Below are 17,368 nucleotides of genomic sequence, written 5' to 3' on the forward strand. Positions count from 1 at the left end.
TAATATATAGAGAGTTCGGCATCCCTCCAGATGTATGCTTGGAGGGATTGCATTTATTTTTATAGACAGGTTGTTGACAGTGTGCCCGGCTGGTGATATACTCAGCCCAGGTATACTTCAAAATCCGCTTTATCCCGCCCGTGGGAGACACGAAATGCTAAAAGGCATCACTAAGGCTGACGGCGGCAATTCGCCTGAGGACCGATATGGGATTGTAGTTGCTCTTTCCAATTTGTCCAAGACTCTTGATGCTGCCGATGGCAGTGTCGCGTTTCCTGCTGCTGCGGAGGCAGGCGCGACTCTGCTGCGTGTCTCCAAGACAGTAGTCTTCATAAAAGATCAAAATGGCAAGCTTGTAGCGGTAGGCAATAATGGCCTGAGTAATAAACCTGGCTTACTTGCCACTGCAAAGTCTGTTGCCCGTGAATCGCTTGACTCGTCTGCCCCGGTGATCTACCCAAACTCTTACGGTAAGAACCAGAATTTGACGCTGAACCTGAAGAAGCTAGGGATATCCGCTGTTTTGAGCGTGCCTATGAGGGTTGGTGAGACAAATTTAGGCGCTTTCGTTGCCCTGTCGGAGGACTCGAGGACATTTGCTCCCGGTGACATTGAGCTTGCCCATGTTGTAGCCAGCCAAGCGGCTCTTGCGGCGTGGAAAAACATTGGCCCGAGCGCAGAAATGTCTGGTGCGGAGCCGAGCGATTTGATCAGTCTGGCAAATCGCAAGATTCAAGAGCTTTCGCTGGTCAATCAGGTCAGCCATGCAGTAAGTTCAACTCTGGACCTCGACAAGCTGCTGGATATCGCTCTTGAGCAGTCAATGGCGGCTGTTGGGGCGGATGCCGGTTCATTGATGCTCATAAGTGAGGAAACCGGCAGGCTGGAGATTGTGGCTTCTCGCGGCATTGCCCGAAAGTGGGTCGAGAATACCAAACAGCCTGTTGGATACAGTATAGCTGGGTGGGTTGCAGAACACGGTGAGAGTGTTCTGGTCAGTGATGCGCACAGCGATCTTCGTTTCCATATGCCTTTCTTTCGAGATAATATCACCTCGGCTGCGTCCGTTCCGCTCAAAGCCAAGGGTGTGATAATAGGTGTGCTCAATGTCAACACGACCGACCCGGAGAGAGTTTTTGATGAGCGCGACCTTGAACTGCTCAGCACTGTCGCCAACCAGATGGCGGTCGCAATAGTAAATGCCCGATTGTATGCCCGTGTCAATCGCCGCACCAAACAGCTCGACAGCCTTTTGCAGATATCGCGCACTGTGACATCCACTCTCAATCTGGACGAGGTAATGCACAGGGTATCGGAGGTTATCTGCCGTGTCTTCCAGCTTGAGGTATGTTCCATACTGCTCATGGACGAACTCAGCGGTCGTTTCCGGCTCGGGCATGGCCTTGGATTAAAGAGCAGGCGCAAATTTGTATATTATGATGTTGCTGCTCCATTTGCTCATCGAGTCAAAAAGACCAATATGAAGTTCACCGTACGTGATGTCAACAAGTCTGATCTTTTGCGTACGGACATCTCACGTGCTGAAAAGTTCAAGACTGCCGTCGCAATCCCTCTCAAGCATCATGGAAAAATTGTCGGGGTTGCGGTCGGTTTTTCCCGGGAGACCCGCACATTTGTAAAGTCACAGCAGGACCTCATGCGTCCTGTCGGTGAGCTTGCGGGCATTGCGATACGTCATGCCCGCATCTACAGGCAGAAGTATAAGATTGCGGAAATCCTTCAGCAGCGTCTGGTGCCTGCCGAGGCGCCAAAGATAAAAGGGCTGGATATAGGCCACAAATTCCTGCCAGCTCAGGAAGTAGGCGGTGATTATTATGACTTTATCAAAGTCGGACCGGATATGCTTGGGATCGCACTTGGGGATGTAGCCGGCAGCGACGTTGAAGCCGCCGAGTATACAACGATGGGTAAGCACGTGCTTCGCGCATATGCTCACGAATACGCGTATCCGGCAGATGTATTGGTGAAGACGAACAACATTGTCTGTGAGGATACTCGTTCGGACATGTTCATCAGTCTCTTCTATGGCATAATTGATCTCAAGTCGATGAAGCTGCATTATGCCAATGCGGGCTGCGAACCGGCTATTCACTACAGCGTCCGTACAGGCGAGTGTAAAGTGTTGCTCTCGGACGGCATTCTGCTTGGGATCAGGAAAGGCACGCAGTATGCCCAGCAAGAGATCGATCTTGAGCCGGGCGATGTGCTGATGGTCTATACTGACGGCTTGACCGAAGCCGGCGAAGAGGGTGAGAGATTCGGGACCCAGCGCGTAATGGACCTGCTTGCAGACTTTGCCCCCCTGAGCGCCCAGGAGATTGTGAACGGCGTGTATGATGCGCTCCTCGAGTTTGGCCATGGCCGCATCACAGACGATGTCGCGATGGTCGTCACCAAGATTGTCTGAAACCCCGAGTCGTGTTATGAAACGGCTAATCCAGTAAAAAACTATCAAAGCCCAACGATCCACACCAACCAATCGGTAAAATATTGGGGCTTATCAATTGGAGGACTGGACTTAACGGGTGATAGACTGGAAAAATAGTTTGGTACGGGCGCAGCAGGGCGATCTAGCAGCTTTCGATGCGGTGGTGAAACAATTCCAGGGCATGGCTGTAGGATATGCCTATTCCATTCTCCATGATTTTCAGCTTGCTGAAGATGCTGCACAGGAAGCTTTTATACAGGCTTATATGGATCGCGAAATGCTGCGTGAACCGCAGGCTTTTCCGGCTTGGCTGCGAAAGCTGGTGTTCAAGCAATGTGACCGCATCACGCGCAAGAAAAGGGTTTCCACTACACCGCTTGATGATAACGTCGATCTTCATATAGCAAGCCCTACACTTCTTGAGACTGTTGAGCGGCAAGAGACTCAGAAAGTGGTGCTGTCCGCTGTTGATACTCTCCCTGAGGATCAGCGAATAGCCACTATGCTCTACTATATCGATGGGTATTCACTTTCCGAGGTAGGCGAATTCCTCGATGTTCCTGCTCATACCATCAAAAGCCGCCTTCACTGTGCAAGAGCCAAACTGCGCAATAAGATGATCGGCCTGGTAGAAGAAACACTGAAACAAAATGCTCCGGGTGAAAACTTCCATAACAGGATACGTAAGATTCTGGAAGGCATTGCGCAGTTTCCCTGGGAGAGCACATGGTTTTGTTTTGAGGGTTCACTCTATGGCTGTCTAAAGTACATCGACAAGGAGATCAATCTGGCATACTTGATGGGAGTATCCGGTGGAGCATTCAAGTTCTTTTGGCATCCTGATAGTTCACCGGCGATGTGCGATCTTTCATTGTTGGGCGAGGAACCGATCAAGCGAATCTGCAAGGCTCTGGGATACAGTTACACTTATGATGAGGACAGATATACAATTTGCCATAAGAATGGGGATCTCGGCGGCCTGCAAAAAGACCCCAGCCACACAGAGGAGTACTACACACAGAGAATAGTAAAAAGTATTGATGCCGGTCGACCGGTCCTGGCGAGGGGGATATTGCCTGTTCCTATTTTCGATGACAAGGTGTTTTTAGAATACTGTGTTATAACCGGATATAACGAAGGCGGTAAGGTCCTTTATGGTGCAAGTTATTTCCAGGCAATGTTACAACAAAGCGGCTACTTCCGTGTGGAAGACTGGTATGACAAGTGTTTTGGTGTCATAACTCTTGGACAAAGGTGCAAGCCACAGACCCCGCTGGAAATCGTCACTGACGCAGTAGCCTGGGCTATCGATCTTGCCCGCACACCAAAACGCAATACAACCATGCCGACCAGAGTCGGAACGCATACATGGCATTATTCCGGTCTGGCAGCCTATGACGTTCTGGCCAACGAACTGCTTAATGACAAGAGATTTCCCAATGACGATAAGGTTTTGTCCGCAGCAATTGAGTTGTTCATGTTCGATGGCATCTTCCTCCTGCTGGAAGAAAGGCAGAATGCCGCTGCCTTTCTGAGTCAGATGGCTTCAGGCGGACTGCCCGGAACAGGGCTGATACAGCATGCGGCGGATCTATACTCAGAAGAGGCAGCTATCTTGCGCAGTTCCACTGAGTATATTTCCTTCCAACCTCATACTCAGTTGGATGTGATTGCAGACAGGTCTGTGCGTCGGGAACTGTGTAATATTGTCCGGGAGGCGAAGATCAAGGAGGAATGCGCGATATCACAGCTTGAACTAGTTTATAAAGTGCTGACGAACTGCTAATGGATTTTTAGGGAGAAAATGGGATGAAAACAATTTTGCTCGTGGCAAGTGTAATGATTTTTGGATTGAGCCTGTCATCTTATGGAGCAGAGGAGAAACCGGTGCATCAGAAAAAGAACGTAATACTCGGGTTGAGTAAAGTTGACTGGAGTGATGTCACAAAACAAAATGAATTTATAAGCTGTGTGATATCGGCCATGGAGCACCTCGGCAAAAAATACACTTATGACGATTTGGCATGTGTATCGGGCTGCGCGTTCCGCGCCTGCTGCACTTCAAAGCAGAACATAAATCCGAGTTCATATCATGTGACCAGCGATATTGCGATAATACCGCACACTTTCAAGATGCTGGGGTACAGTTTCACATTGCACAAGAGAAGTGATTATGAGACGGATAAAAAGCTCATTATGGACAGCATAGATAAAGGCATCCCGGTACTAACCTTTCACGGCGTAGCTAATTGGTCGGAATGCTGCATAATCTCCGGCTATGATGATGATGGCGCTGTATTGCTTGGTTATAGCTCTTTTTGCGACTATACCAACGGGGCGCGCGACAGCGAATACTTCCGCTTTTGCGATTGGCATGATGGCTGGTTTGAACAGGGAAACGGCAAGATACTGATCATTGGCGAACCAACGAAGCTGCCTTGTAAGGAAGAGATCACTAAGGAATCGCTGAAAATAGCGGTGAAGCTGATCAGAGGAACTGCCTCAGAAAGCAAGGATTGGGTGACTGGATATGCAGGTCATACTAGGTATGCAGAGTTGCTATGCAAAGACACTGATGATTGGGATATGCACTACACTGCGATCGCAACCAATCTCGGTACCCTATATCGAGACAAGCTCTACGTGGCGCCATTCCTGCGTGAGGCCAAGGCGGTTCTAAAGGACAAGGATGACACGCTGGAGCAGTGCGCGAAACTCTATGACCAGATATCGGATCTGGTGCGTGAGATGCTTAAGCTCATTCCGGATGATCTATCTCTGGGCAAAGGTGTCCTGGACAAAGAGCTGCGCAAGCAGTATGCGCAGCGCGTATACAAGATAAGAGATTTGGAAAAGCAGGCTGCAGATTTGCTTGAGAAGATATAGGAATCGTGGCATGAACACTTTCGCGACTGCTCCGCGGTGTTGTTGTGTTCGCCACGAAGGGAACGAAAATGCTCCGCATTTTCGAAGGAGGATTCACTATGAAGAGGAACGTAATATCGGGCCTGCGCAAAGTCGACTGGAGTGACGTCACAAGACAGAGTGAGTATATAAACAGCGTCATCTCTGCGCTGTGCGGCCTTGGCGAGAGCCTGGATTATGATTATGTCTGTGCTGTTTCGGGAAGTGCATTCCGCACCTCGTTTTCAGCAGAGGGATGGAACCATGGCAATTATCATGTTATCAATACGCCGGTTATCCTTGAGCATACTTTCAAAATGCTGGGGTACAACGTTTCACAGCACACCCGGAGTGATTATGAGACCGACAGCAGGCTTATAATGGACAGCATAGACAAGGGTGTTCCAGTCATAACCGTTGAGGGTGTAGTCTGTTGTGCTGATGCATGCGTGATATCCGGCTACGACGATGACGGCCGAGTGCTGCTGGGCTGGAACCCGTTTATGTATATTAAGGACGATCATCCTGAAGCGCCGGATGAGACAGGTTATTTCAGAAAGACGGATTGGCACAACGGTTTCTTCGCGGACGGTAAAGGGAAAATACTCATCATTGAAGGCAAGTGTGAGAAGCCTGACAAACAAACCGTTTTATCGGAGACTCTGAAGCTGATCTCACGGCTTATTCGGGAAGAGAGCCTGGTGCCGGGTCAACATAACGGTCTCGCCGCACATAAGGCTTTTGCCGATGCGCTGCTTACGTATACATGGGATGACAACGACTTGGTGTATCTTAATGTGATGTGCAACTACAAACAGTATCTCGACCGGCAGTATGCAGTCAAGTTCTTCCGCGACAACGACAGAGACGATCTGGCAGATAGCTATGAAGAGATAGCAGCGCTTTGCGCAAAGCTCGGGCAGATTATCCCGCAGGACTTCACTGCGGGTGATATGTTCAGCGACAAGGAGAATCTGAGACCATACTGCGACGTTCTGCTGCAGATACGCGATCTTGAAGAGGGAGTCCTACCTCTATTTGGCTAACCTGTTGTCATTCATCCTGTATATTTATGCGATGGTTTCACTACGATAGCAGGATCAGCAGGAAATACGTAGAATTATGGTTTGACAAGTAAGTGTATTACGGAGGACATTATGGGGATTCTTCAATCTATTTTCGGCCCATCAAAGGATGAGATATGGAGTCAACTTGCAAATGATATGGGAGGTCTATACAAGAAAGGCGGATTCTTTGGTACCGATGTTCTTCGGTATCGCTCCGGTGAATGGGAAGTCACGCTCGATACATATACAACTGGTAAGAACAATACAGTATACACACGAATGAGAGCACCTTTCGTAAACAAGGACGGCCTCTACTTTAGGATTTACCGACAAGGTTTTTTTGCCACAATCGGAAAGGCTTTTGGTATGCAAGATATCGAGATCGGTGACCCGTATTTCGATGATGAGTTTATTATAAAAGGAAACAGTGAACAGAAAATTCAGATGCTTCTTGCAGACCCGGAACTCAAGGATAGAATCCGCAGGCAGCCCGACATATGTCTTCAAGTAAAGAATGACGAAGGCTGGTTTGGAGCTAAGTTTCCCAGCGGTGTAGATGAATTGTATTTTCAGTGTTATGGAGTTCTTAAGGACAAGGAACTTCTTAAGAATTTGTTTGAGATGTTTTGCATAACACTTCAGAGGCTTGTGCAGATCGATTCCGCATATGAGAATGATCCCAATGTCAGGCTATAAAGCTCTTTATTGTGCCAAGACAGTGTCACATTGAAAAGAACCCTCAAACCATCAAACCAGGTTGACAGACAGCCCGCGAAAGTGGTAAAAATGAGCGAGGCATTAGGAGCGAGTTTCTAACCTCTAACCTCTAAACGGCAAGGAGCGGAATCAATGATTAAAGTAGGTCTGGTGGGTTTTGGCTTTATGGGCCATATGCACACCCAGTGCCATGTAGCCGCCGGCGAGAGCAAGATAGCGGCAGTAGCCGATGTCGATCCGGCAAAGAGAGACGAAGCCAAGGAAAAGTTCGGCTGTGAGGTCTACGCGAGCATCGAAGATATGCTGGCTTCGGCAGACATCGATATGGTCGATATCTGCACTCCGACATATCAGCATGCCGGCCAGGTAATTGCAGCGGCCAACGCGGGCAAGCATATACTTTGTGAGAAGCCCATGGCGATGACGGTCGAAGAGTGCGACAAGATGATTGATGCTGTGGCTAAAGCAGGCGTCACATTCATGATCGCCCAGGTCATTCGGTTCTGGCCTGAGTATCAGGTTGTCAAAGAGATCGTCGATTCCGGCAAATATGGCAAGGTTCAGTGGGTAAGCGCCAGCAGGCTCAGCCCTCCGGCCAACTGGGCATGGGAAAAGTGGCTGTGGGACCCGAGCAGGAGCGGCGGCGGCGTCATGGATTTGCATGTGCACGACCAGGACTATATAGCCTATCTCATCGGCATGCCCAAGAAAATCCAGGCGCAGGGCACAAAGGGTCCCGGCGGCGGACTGGATGCCGTCCAGGCTCTGGGATGGGGTCATGCATCCGGCGCAAACAGCTATGCCGAGGGTTCGCTTATCATGTCCGAGACCTATCCATTCAACATGTCTTTGAAAGTAGTCTGCGAGAAAGCCTCAATCAAGCTCGACAGCGGCAGTGACCCATCACTGATGGTCTACCCCAATGAGGGTGAGGCATATGCTCCCGAACTTCCGAAGCAGGAAGTCGGCGAGTCCACCGAGACATCCGGCAATCTCTCATCACTTGGCGGCTATTATAATGAGATCAAATACTTCATCGGCTGTCTGAATGCAGGCAAAAAGCCTGATGTCGTTACGCCGGAGCAGGCGCGCGATGCGGTCAAGATATGCCTTGCAATCACAAAATCTGCCGAGACCGGACAACCCGTCGAATTGTAGATTTGGTATTTGAGATGTTGTATTGATTATTTGTCTATGTGTGCGGTAATGTTGGCCTAATTCCCTCTCCTGGGGGAGAGGGTTAGGGTGAGGGCGCAATATATCGCTGAACGACATCGTAAATAATCAGAACAGCGTCTCAATTCCAGTCATTCCGAGCTTGAAATCCGAATTGCAGAATTTTATTTGTAAGAATGTAGCTGCAATTCGGATTTGCGAGGAATCTGCTTTGCATTGACTGTTGGACAGCGGGTCTGGACTTTCCACTCTCCGCTTTCCACTCTCATCTTTTTAAGGAGGGGCTACGTTGATTAAAGGAATCAGTTATTGGTCGTTCGCGGGCGGGCTGGAAGGCACAAAGCCCATCGCGGATGCTTTTGTTGAAGCCAAGAAGGCGGGGTATGAGTCTGTTGAGCCTTGCCTTTCGGATACGGGCGATGTGAGCCTGCAGACCACCGAAGCCAAGGCTAAAGAGATTGTAAAGGCCGCATCGGATGCAGGTGTGAAGATATCATCTGTCGCCACCGGTCTTTTCTGGGGCAAGTCGCTTACGGCCGGCGACCCCAAGGTTCGCGCCGAGGCTCTTGAGATCGGCAAGAAGCTCATCGATGTGGCTGCATGGCTTAATGCAGGTGCCGTGCTGATAGTACCGGGAGCGGTCGATGTATTCTTCGATCCGACTTCAGAAGTAGTCGAGTTCAATGATGTCTGGGATCGCGCGACTGAGGCTATCGGCAAGCTCGAGTCTCATGCCAAGGCTGCAAAGATCACCATCGGTCTGGAGAACGTATGGAACAAGTTCCTCACGGGACCCTACGAGTATAAGGCATTCATCGACCACTTCAACTCAGAGTGGGTAGGTTCGTATTTCGATGTAGGCAACTGCCTGCTCTATGGCTATCCCGAGCACTGGATCAAAGCCCTGGGCAAGCGGATCAAGAGGGTCCACTTCAAGGACTTCCGCCGTGCAGTCGGCACAGGAGCCGGTTTTGTCGATCTGCTTTCAGGCGATGTAAACTGGCCTGCGGTGATGAAGGCGTTCAAGGAAATCGGTTATGACGGTTTCGTCACAGCCGAGATGGTCCCTGCCTACACGCATTATCCTGAAGCCTTGATAGACAACACCTCCCGCGCGATGGACGCGATTTTGGGAAGATAAAAACAAACCACAAATCTTAATATCTATATCCCTCCAGGTAGGATACCTGGAGGGATTTGAGTAAGTCTGGAACCTTAGTTTGCCGTGTAAGCGTAAACATTTATATACGCTGCGGAGATATAACATGGGGATCGGACTAAACATCAAGCATGTAGTTTCTACTCCAGTCAAGTTGCTGCTGATTGCAATCACGATTCTTCTTGTTGGATGCTCCTCAGGTACGCCACACGTTCCGTTTACAGGGTTGCGAGAGAAATCCGTGCTCTATGATGGGTGGACTGAGTGTCCGAACGGCGATGGCTCTTATATGAGGGCTTATCAGCTTTACCCGTTTGCTGTTAAGCGGTGGGTCGAAAGATGCAATAAGTTAGGTGAAAAATGGATATGTGGTCCAATATACGGTCCTACGTATATCAAGGCTTTTTGCTGGAGCAAAACATACAAGTTTGATCATGGCGGGCCTGTTCCTCAATGGCCGTATAAGCAATGGCTCAAGTCGGATCAGTATTATTTTTACCTGGAATACTACAAAGAATTTAGCTACGGTGGACTGGGTAGGAATGTGCACTATTCTTCAATATGGGTGCTTGATTCCAAATCATATCGTCTCTACCACGTTGCGGGCAGCATGTAGACTGACTGGTTCACCCCTCCTCAAACCGGGTAATAGACAGCCGAGAACTTCTATTCCTGGAGACCTCAATGAGACTGCTCCTCGGTATCATATTTTGTCTGATCTTACCGACGACGGCATCAGCATCGCTCACCAGCCAGCTCTACACAGGCGATGCGTTCACTGTTTCTCCCGGCAAAGTCCAGCTTAGGTCATACTATAATTCCAGCTTCGGTGGACCTCAGCGTGTAGTGGGAGGCTCTTTCACATTCGGCGCCACAAAGAGCGTTGACGCAAAGCTGAGTTACGGATATCTGTGGAACAATGCCGGCCAGGATGTGCGCATCGGTCCCAATATCGGTGTGAAATGGCGCTTTATAGGAGATGGGGTCCGCAAGCCTTCTGCGGCAGTCTCCACGCTTTATGCGATCAATGAGGGTATAGGCGGCGAGTCGCACAAGAACGATTTCGGCTCCTTGCTGATCGTGCAGTATCCGGTGGCGCCCATGGTCTATCTTGCCAATTTTGGGCATGTATGGGTCGGAGATGAAGATGCTTTCGACCTAAGATACGTCTCATTTGCTGCGGGCAGATTTTTTTCCGGTCGCAGACTCGGTGCTCTGGAATATTCACAGTTATCCCGACTCGGAAGACCGTATGGCCGGCATACGAACCAGGTAACCGCCGCATTTGCATATTCTTCAAATGAGTCTCTGACCTATACCGGCCAACTCGGCTATCTATGGTCCGGCCTGAACAGTAACTACAACCTGACTCTGGGCATCAGTTTGTATCTATAAGACCCGGTTTGAGTCGGAAGCGCATTCAGCCCTTGATCCCAAGAGACGAATACTCTTGCGCCGTCTCATATTCGATCTCGCTGTCCGGGTCGATATCCGCCAGCTGCGTAAACTTCTCGACAGGGTAGGGGAATGGCCCGTCAAATGGGATTTTGTCTATCCATTTCGATCGGAAATCAGGGTCTTGCATCCGGCAGCTATTCTTGTGATTGCAGTAACCATCATGACTGATCATCCGCTTCCATATTGTCTCGATGCTTTCATCTCTGGCGTTGCCGAAAGCAAGAGGCGTAAAGTCGCACGGTGTCACCTCACCATAGGCGGTCATATAGAACTGACACCACCCCGCATAACACCCTATGCCGGTCGGTCCATTCACATGAGCCTGCGTAATCACCTGCGGCAGCGGATGTCCCTCATTATATTTGTTTTCTATCCTGCATAGTTCGGCTTTGTCTTCGTCTGTAAGCAAATGTTTTCTGTCTTCGTGGAGAAGCCTGCCTGTCGGGACGACATCGAAGATGGTGATCTCATCGAACCCATATTTCTTTGTCATTTCGATCAGCTCGACCACCTGCCCGTTTCTTAGGCGCTCAGGCGTTGCATATGTGGAGATTCCAGTAAGGATTCCGGCTTCTTTAGCGCGAGTCAGCCCTTCGATTGCTTTGTCGAAACATCCCGGCACACGTCTCATCTCATCGTGCTGGCTCGCATTTGGTGAATCGATCGAGACATGGATGAACCATAACCCTGCATCCACAAGTCTCTTGATGTTTTCCTCGCTGAGCAACAGCCCATTAGAGAAAATTCCGACCACGGCCTCGCTCTTGTCGACCCAGTCGATCAGCTCGAATATGTCGGGTCTAAGCAGCGGCTCTCCACCGGTGAATATGATGGTGACTGCTCCCAGCTGTTCGGATTCGCGCACAATCCTTTTCCAGTCCTGAGTCGTCATCTCAGGCTCATGCTGGCGTTTGAATCGAGCGGCACTGCAGTGGATGCAGTTGGCCTGGCATCTGGTAGTGACCTGAAGAGTGCATACGGTTGGCTGGGGGTGCCCGTCCATTTCGAGTGAGAGCCTGCTGCCCAGCAATTTCATGGACGCATTTGTCGGCACAGGCGGCTGATATGAGGTATATACGAGAGTCCCATTACGCATCATCAACGGCTTGCCGCGGTTTCTGATAGCGTTCTGAACACCTTCAACGGCTTCTTTAGCTTGAGGAAGTTTGCCCATTGGACCGGTCGGTGACGCTGAAAACATTCCATCTTCAGCGATCACGGTCTTCATGCCCAGCAGTTCAATTTCTCTGCCTCCCTTAAGGGTGCCTGCCGCCGCGATTGCTTTAACCAGTTTGTTGTCTTTGAGGTGTGATCCAAAAACTCGTGCAATAGGACCTGAGAAATGCAATGGACTGCCCGGCTTGACTTTGAGGAGTGAAAAATGTTCTGTGCGCAATGGTCTTTCTCCCTCTACAAGTGGTATATGTAGTCACCCGGCTCTTACCCGGATCAAGGCTCACCCAAACGGCCAGAACACAATTAACTGTTATTTCTACGCCAGCTAGCTTGAATCCTCCTTTTTATGACAATATTGCCTCTGTTGGATCATATTGCACTGTTTGTTGTCAGATTCCTTTCGCCCAGTTTTCCCATTGCTCACGTATTTTGATCGCAGCTTGGCCTTCCGCGACCAGAGTCAGCCTGTCTCCAGCTTGCAAGATAGTATCGCCGCGTGGGAGTATAGCCTTGCCTCCTCGCTCGACTGATACAATCAACGCATCTTTTGATACTCCAAGATCAGCCACACATCTACCCTGCCATGGCGAATTATGGTCCAGTGTGAGAGTAAGTGGCGTAATACCCGGTGATTCCACATCCACAGAGAATGCTGCTGACTGAGTTGCTTTCTCACGTCTGCGCAGATTCGCCGCATATGCTTCGATAATATCGCTTCGGCGCAGTATTCCGATCAGCTTGTCCGGGTCTGAACGATCCACAACCGGCAGTCTGCCGACGTTGCCGACGCCGAACTGCTTTATGGCCTCATGCAGGCTCTGATCTGGTCGAACGGTTCTAGCCGGACAGGTCGCGATGTCGCGCACTGTGAGTCCATCGATCTGATCCTCGGATACCGATTCAATATCTTTGAGAGTCACGATTCCCCAGAGTCTGTCGTTATTAATAGTGACCGGGTAACCATGATGGCCGCTATCGGTAAATTTCTGAATAAGCTCACCCAGCGGCATATCGACGTCGACGGTCTCGAAATCTCTTGTCATAGCCCTGCCGACGGTTATATTGTCCAGCCGGTCGATTGCGCGTGACTTGGTGAGGTCAATACCTCGCTTGAGGAGTTTGAGGGTATATATATCTGCCCTATGCATATGATCGCATATAAGTGCGCTGATAACGACCGCGGCCATAAGCGGCAGCATTACGTTATAATCCTTAGTCATCTCGAATATGATTAGGATCGCTGTCATTGGTGCTCGAACCGCTCCCGCAAAGAATGCACCCATTGCCACGAGCGCATATGCTCCAGGTCCCGCGGTTATGTGCGGAAAGAAAACATTTGCGATATGGCCGAACGTGTATCCCAGCGCGCAGCCGATATATAGCGCTGGTGCGAACGTCCCGCCTGATCCACCCGATCCCAATGTCAGCGATGTCGCCACCATCTTTCCAAGGATCAAAAATGCCATCATAACCACTGCGGCTTTTCCAGCGAGCGCCCAGGTCATAGTATCGTATCCGCCTGCCAGGACTCTCGGCATCCATAGTGCCATAATTCCGACCATCGCGCCACCGATGACTGGTTTTATTGGCCACCATATGCGAATTTTCTGGAAGAGAGCCTCAGTGCCATGGAACATTTTGATGAAGAGTATGGCTGCAAATGCGCAGAATACTCCCATCAGTATGTAGAGTGGCAGTTCCCATGCGCTCTTGAGTGAATACTTAGGGACCACGAACGCGGGGTTGTTGCCGAGGAATGCATGCGATACTGTCGCCGAGGCCACTGTAGCCAGCACGACCCCACCGAACGAGCGTGAGTTAAACGTCCGCAGCACGACTTCCAGTGCAAAGAGTGCGCCACCTATTGGAGCATTGAATGCCGAAGCGATTGCTCCTGCCGATCCGCATGCAACCAGCAGCCTGATCTTCTCGTCACCGAGCCTGAGTATTTGTCCGACTGATGAGCCGATACATGCGCCCACCTGCACCATTGGTCCTTCTCTGCCTGCGGACCCGCCCGAGCCTATTGTAATAGCTGATGTGACGATCTTTGTGGCTATGAAGCTTGCGCGTATTTTCCCGCCATTTTCAGCGACTGCCGCCATAATCTCCGGCACACCATCGCCACCTTTACCTCCTGCCAGGTAATATACCAGCAGTCCGCACACGAGTCCGCCGAGTGAGGTTGACACAATTACCCACAGAGACCCGATTGTGGGCATCAGATTGTGTGTTCCTCCCATAAACAGCCACTTTGCCCATGCGATCATATGGACATAAAGCACTGCTCCCAGTCCTGCGCCTGCCCCGACAAGCAGTGACAGGGCTATCAGGCCGGTGGTTTCTGATGTCTGGAAGTAATCGCGTATTTTTGCGGCGGTGGGGAACAGATTTTCCGAATTGGTAACTTTAGGGTGCGTAGTTTTTTCATTAGGGCGCTGCTGCAGCGACATAGCAAAACATACTTTCCGAATGTATTTTAGGTGCAGATACGATCCACAATGCCCGGACGCACTTGATCCCGTGGAGAAATAATCGGGAATTCAACACGTGGTTTGGACACTTTTAGTATACGCTTTCGAGCCTGAGTGGTCAAGCAGACCATTTATATATAGTGTTTTGTATTTACTATTGACTATTAGTTATTGTCGTTCGGCAACCCAATTTGTGACGAGCATGCCGGGAGGGCAAGGCATATTATCAGCTTTTCTTGGTGAACCGCCCCATCTGTTCACTATACGTCTGCTTCATTTTGCCCATCAGGTCTTCGACGGTTACTTTGCCCTTTGCCATGGCGGCTTCAAATCGCTGTTTTATTTCTTCATTGGTGAGTTTGCGGCCTGTTCGGTAGTAATATGCTGCTGCATCGCCCACGGCCCATGTTCCTGCAAAAGCGATAGCGGCCTTAGGAACGATCCCTCCACCCAGCGGTATCATTCCCATGAGTTCCCGTGCGATGGACCTCCATCCGAATGCTGCACCAAGCACACTCATCAATTCCGGCATCTGTTCTTTATATCCCAATCTTCTATCATATGCGGCTGCGAGCTTGAAGACCATACGGAACTGATTTGCTGTCAGCACAACCATATCCCCGACCGATTCTGCGACGGAAGCCAGAGGCTGAAGCGGGTTTGGGATCACATTTCCCAGTGAAGTGGATATGACGAAGACGGTGTTTTCTACACTCACATTTTGTATCACCTGCACGCCCACTTCCGGTCTAAATGCGGGGAATGCTTTTGCAAGAGGCAGGTGAGCGTATTTGAGTGACGGCTCATGCAGTATATCCATTATTATGGATTCGATATCGCCTCCTGTGGCGAACTCAAATATCCTTTCGGGTGCGAGTGCCGTAATTTTCACTTTACAGTCCGTCCATTTCAGGATAATATCGCACTTTTTCAGCAGATCATTTGCCGCCGGGTCGATCGGTTCAGGTAGCAATAGCAACACATCTCCGGCTTTGTCATATGCTGCTGCATCGTCTTTGAGCAGATATGCCACTGCATCCTGGACCACGTTTTGCGAGCCGACGATCCCCAGCTTTACTTCACGCCCGGCTTCCCTTCCCACATTTGCCGGGTTAAGCTGCTTAAATGCTTTCCATATCTGCGATACCAGCTTCGTGCTGATTCTGCCCGCCATCTGTTCACCCCACAATCCGTCTTGTCAAACCAGACCGGCTCTGTGTTGAGCCATCAACTCAGCAGGAAATGCTCGACTGCCTGTGCATGAGCATTCTTGAGTGTGTTGAAAATATCCTCCAGCCCATGACAGCCGGTCCGAATTAGCGTACCCTGATATTTCGAGATACGAAACTGGATCAGAGATAGGGGAACACTGCTTCTACGATTACAGCAGCAGGGACACGGTTGTAGATTTCAAGGTGAGGTCTTATTGCCAGAGTTTCGGGAGTCGGTCTGGGTTCAATTATTCTGCGTACAGTAAACCCACGTGCTCCGAGGGCATTTACGTAGCGTGACAGGGTGCGATGCTTGACTTTCTTCTGTCCGCTCCTGATACTGGATGCGAGTTCGGATGGCCACCAAGTCTCAGTGTAGTAATTGTCGACCGCTTCATATGATTGCCTGCCTTCGGAGTCTTTGATCCAGCAGGCGTCGGGCATACAAAAGCAGGGGTGGAGCACTGAGAATATGAACCTGCCGCCGAGTTTGACCAGTCTGGCAAGTTCTGCGATTGTTCCCGCAAGGTCGTGAGTCATCATCAGTCCCATGTTGCAGACCACATCGTCAAACGTGCTGTCTTCAATCACGGAAAGGTCTGTCGGCTCGGCCACTGCGTATTTGATTTCTTCTTCTTCTCGCTCATTGATCTCACCGGCGATTCCGATAAGTCTTTCAGAGCTGTCCACGGCAGTGACATCCGCTCCAAGTGATGCGAGTCTTCTTGAGAGGTAGCCTGCTCCACAAAACAGGTCCAATATCTGCTTACCGTTTGCAGGTCCAATTACGTCGAGCATCGCGGGTGCGATAATATAGCGCTGAACATCGCCCCCCTGTTCACCGGCGTATGAGGCGATATCTTTTGCAATCTCTTCGTATGTAGCTTCTTGACTCATCTAGAGGATAAACCCATTTCCTCAGATTATAGGAGTTGCGAGTAAGCGGCTAATTTCAGCCAACATACACTTTCTCTCCGTGGGGGAGAGGTTCGAGGTAAGGGCGCAACTTCCCATTTATATGCCCCTCCTGATACTGACGTAATTATATTCCATTTTGTTCCGCCAATATCCTCTCATAATAAACGAATTGAGAAATGAGAAATGGAAAATTGGTAATGAAGTAGTTGGGATGGCAAAATCAGGCTTCGGCTGGTTCACTGATAATTAGCTGATCGCTCAGTCCAAGCAGATCAAGTATTCTCTTGACCTGTGGGCTGCATTTACGGAACCATAGTCTTCTACCGCATTGCGCGAAGTCTTTTCTGAGGCCAAGTACATACTTGAGAGTTTCACTGTCAATAAACGTCACTTCTTCACAATCGATTACATATTTATCGACATTCTCATCCTTTATATTCCTGATGGTCTTTATCAGGTGTGGGGTAGTGGCGAAATCCAGTTCCCCTCGCACATAAATGACGACCTGGTCATCCTCGTGCACATCCCACAATGTAAGTCCGTTTATGGCTTCCATGCTCACGACCCTTCGCTGATTCGTTGAGTATAATGCCGACTTACGATTGCAATACAGCTTATGGCTAAGTGCGTCCGGGAGATCACACCCCGGACGCAAAATG

Annotated in this window: 14 protein-coding genes; 9 read left to right on the plus strand and 5 right to left on the minus strand. The window is 49.9% G+C overall.

The features are described from left to right. Positions 1–154: 154 nt before the first annotated feature. The 9 genes from LLG46_12535 (at position 155) to LLG46_12575 (ending at position 10,867) form a co-directional block, all read left to right on the plus strand. Complete coding sequence (locus LLG46_12535) at positions 155–2,428, plus strand: SpoIIE family protein phosphatase (protein ID MCE5324124.1); 2,274 nt, start codon at positions 155–157, stop codon at positions 2,426–2,428. Between the two features lie 118 nt (positions 2,429–2,546). Then, positions 2,547–4,235 (plus strand): RNA polymerase sigma factor, encoded by a 1,689-nt coding sequence (locus LLG46_12540; GenBank protein ID MCE5324125.1) that lies wholly within the window; start codon positions 2,547–2,549, stop codon positions 4,233–4,235. A gap of 23 nt (positions 4,236–4,258) precedes the next feature. Then, positions 4,259–5,335 (plus strand): hypothetical protein, encoded by a 1,077-nt coding sequence (locus LLG46_12545; GenBank protein ID MCE5324126.1) that lies wholly within the window; start codon positions 4,259–4,261, stop codon positions 5,333–5,335. Between the two features lie 98 nt (positions 5,336–5,433). Then, complete coding sequence (locus LLG46_12550) at positions 5,434–6,399, plus strand: hypothetical protein (protein ID MCE5324127.1); 966 nt, start codon at positions 5,434–5,436, stop codon at positions 6,397–6,399. A 111-nt stretch (positions 6,400–6,510) separates the two neighbouring features. After that, positions 6,511–7,116, plus strand: a complete 606-nt coding sequence (locus LLG46_12555; protein ID MCE5324128.1) for a DUF3137 domain-containing protein — start codon at positions 6,511–6,513, stop codon at positions 7,114–7,116. Between the two features lie 153 nt (positions 7,117–7,269). After that, complete coding sequence (locus tag LLG46_12560; GenBank protein ID MCE5324129.1) at positions 7,270–8,295, plus strand: Gfo/Idh/MocA family oxidoreductase; 1,026 nt, start codon at positions 7,270–7,272, stop codon at positions 8,293–8,295. 307 nt (positions 8,296–8,602) lie between these two features. Continuing rightward, positions 8,603–9,454, plus strand: coding sequence for a sugar phosphate isomerase/epimerase (locus tag LLG46_12565; GenBank protein MCE5324130.1), 852 nt, complete (start codon positions 8,603–8,605; stop codon positions 9,452–9,454). Between the two features lie 124 nt (positions 9,455–9,578). After that, positions 9,579–10,088: a hypothetical protein gene (locus LLG46_12570; protein MCE5324131.1), complete on the plus strand. Its 510-nt coding sequence runs from the start codon at positions 9,579–9,581 to the stop codon at positions 10,086–10,088. Between the two features lie 68 nt (positions 10,089–10,156). Further along, the gene (locus tag LLG46_12575) at positions 10,157–10,867 is read left to right on the plus strand and encodes a hypothetical protein (GenBank protein ID MCE5324132.1); all 711 of its coding nucleotides are present in this window, start codon (positions 10,157–10,159) and stop codon (positions 10,865–10,867) included. Positions 10,868–10,892: 25 nt separating this feature from the next. On the opposite strand, the gene LLG46_12580 is transcribed toward LLG46_12575, so the two are convergent. The 5 genes from LLG46_12580 to LLG46_12600 form a co-directional block, all read right to left on the minus strand. Next, positions 10,893–12,326, minus strand: a complete 1,434-nt coding sequence (locus LLG46_12580) for a radical SAM protein (protein MCE5324133.1) — start codon at positions 12,324–12,326, stop codon at positions 10,893–10,895. Positions 12,327–12,495: 169 nt separating this feature from the next. Continuing rightward, complete coding sequence (locus tag LLG46_12585; protein ID MCE5324134.1) at positions 12,496–14,559, minus strand: chloride channel protein; 2,064 nt, start codon at positions 14,557–14,559, stop codon at positions 12,496–12,498. Positions 14,560–14,806: 247 nt separating this feature from the next. Then, the gene (locus LLG46_12590) at positions 14,807–15,754 is read right to left on the minus strand and encodes a hypothetical protein (protein MCE5324135.1); all 948 of its coding nucleotides are present in this window, start codon (positions 15,752–15,754) and stop codon (positions 14,807–14,809) included. A gap of 178 nt (positions 15,755–15,932) precedes the next feature. Further along, positions 15,933–16,688: a class I SAM-dependent methyltransferase gene (locus LLG46_12595; protein MCE5324136.1), complete on the minus strand. Its 756-nt coding sequence runs from the start codon at positions 16,686–16,688 to the stop codon at positions 15,933–15,935. Positions 16,689–16,929: 241 nt separating this feature from the next. Then, the gene (locus tag LLG46_12600; protein ID MCE5324137.1) at positions 16,930–17,265 is read right to left on the minus strand and encodes an STAS domain-containing protein; all 336 of its coding nucleotides are present in this window, start codon (positions 17,263–17,265) and stop codon (positions 16,930–16,932) included. Positions 17,266–17,368: the final 103 nt, after the last annotated feature.

It is taken from the genome of bacterium, from assembly GCA_021371935.1.
Taxonomy (GTDB): domain Bacteria; phylum Armatimonadota; class UBA5829; order UBA5829; family UBA5829; genus UBA5829.

What these genes read in the sequence shown, in the direction of transcription:
- LLG46_12550 (MCE5324127.1), top strand. Translation starts at nt 5,434, where the DNA reads ATGAAGAGGAACGTAATATCGGGCCTGCGCAAAGTCGACTGGAGTGAC.
- LLG46_12595 (MCE5324136.1), bottom strand. Translation starts at nt 16,688, where the DNA reads ATGAGTCAAGAAGCTACATACGAAGAGATTGCAAAAGATATCGCCTCA.
- LLG46_12570 (MCE5324131.1), top strand. Translation starts at nt 9,579, where the DNA reads ATGGGGATCGGACTAAACATCAAGCATGTAGTTTCTACTCCAGTCAAG.
- LLG46_12535 (MCE5324124.1), top strand. Translation starts at nt 155, where the DNA reads ATGCTAAAAGGCATCACTAAGGCTGACGGCGGCAATTCGCCTGAGGAC.
- LLG46_12555 (MCE5324128.1), top strand. Translation starts at nt 6,511, where the DNA reads ATGGGGATTCTTCAATCTATTTTCGGCCCATCAAAGGATGAGATATGG.
- LLG46_12560 (MCE5324129.1), top strand. Translation starts at nt 7,270, where the DNA reads ATGATTAAAGTAGGTCTGGTGGGTTTTGGCTTTATGGGCCATATGCAC.
- LLG46_12585 (MCE5324134.1), bottom strand. Translation starts at nt 14,559, where the DNA reads ATGTCGCTGCAGCAGCGCCCTAATGAAAAAACTACGCACCCTAAAGTT.
- LLG46_12590 (MCE5324135.1), bottom strand. Translation starts at nt 15,754, where the DNA reads ATGGCGGGCAGAATCAGCACGAAGCTGGTATCGCAGATATGGAAAGCA.
- LLG46_12545 (MCE5324126.1), top strand. Translation starts at nt 4,259, where the DNA reads ATGAAAACAATTTTGCTCGTGGCAAGTGTAATGATTTTTGGATTGAGC.
- LLG46_12575 (MCE5324132.1), top strand. Translation starts at nt 10,157, where the DNA reads ATGAGACTGCTCCTCGGTATCATATTTTGTCTGATCTTACCGACGACG.
- LLG46_12600 (MCE5324137.1), bottom strand. Translation starts at nt 17,265, where the DNA reads ATGGAAGCCATAAACGGACTTACATTGTGGGATGTGCACGAGGATGAC.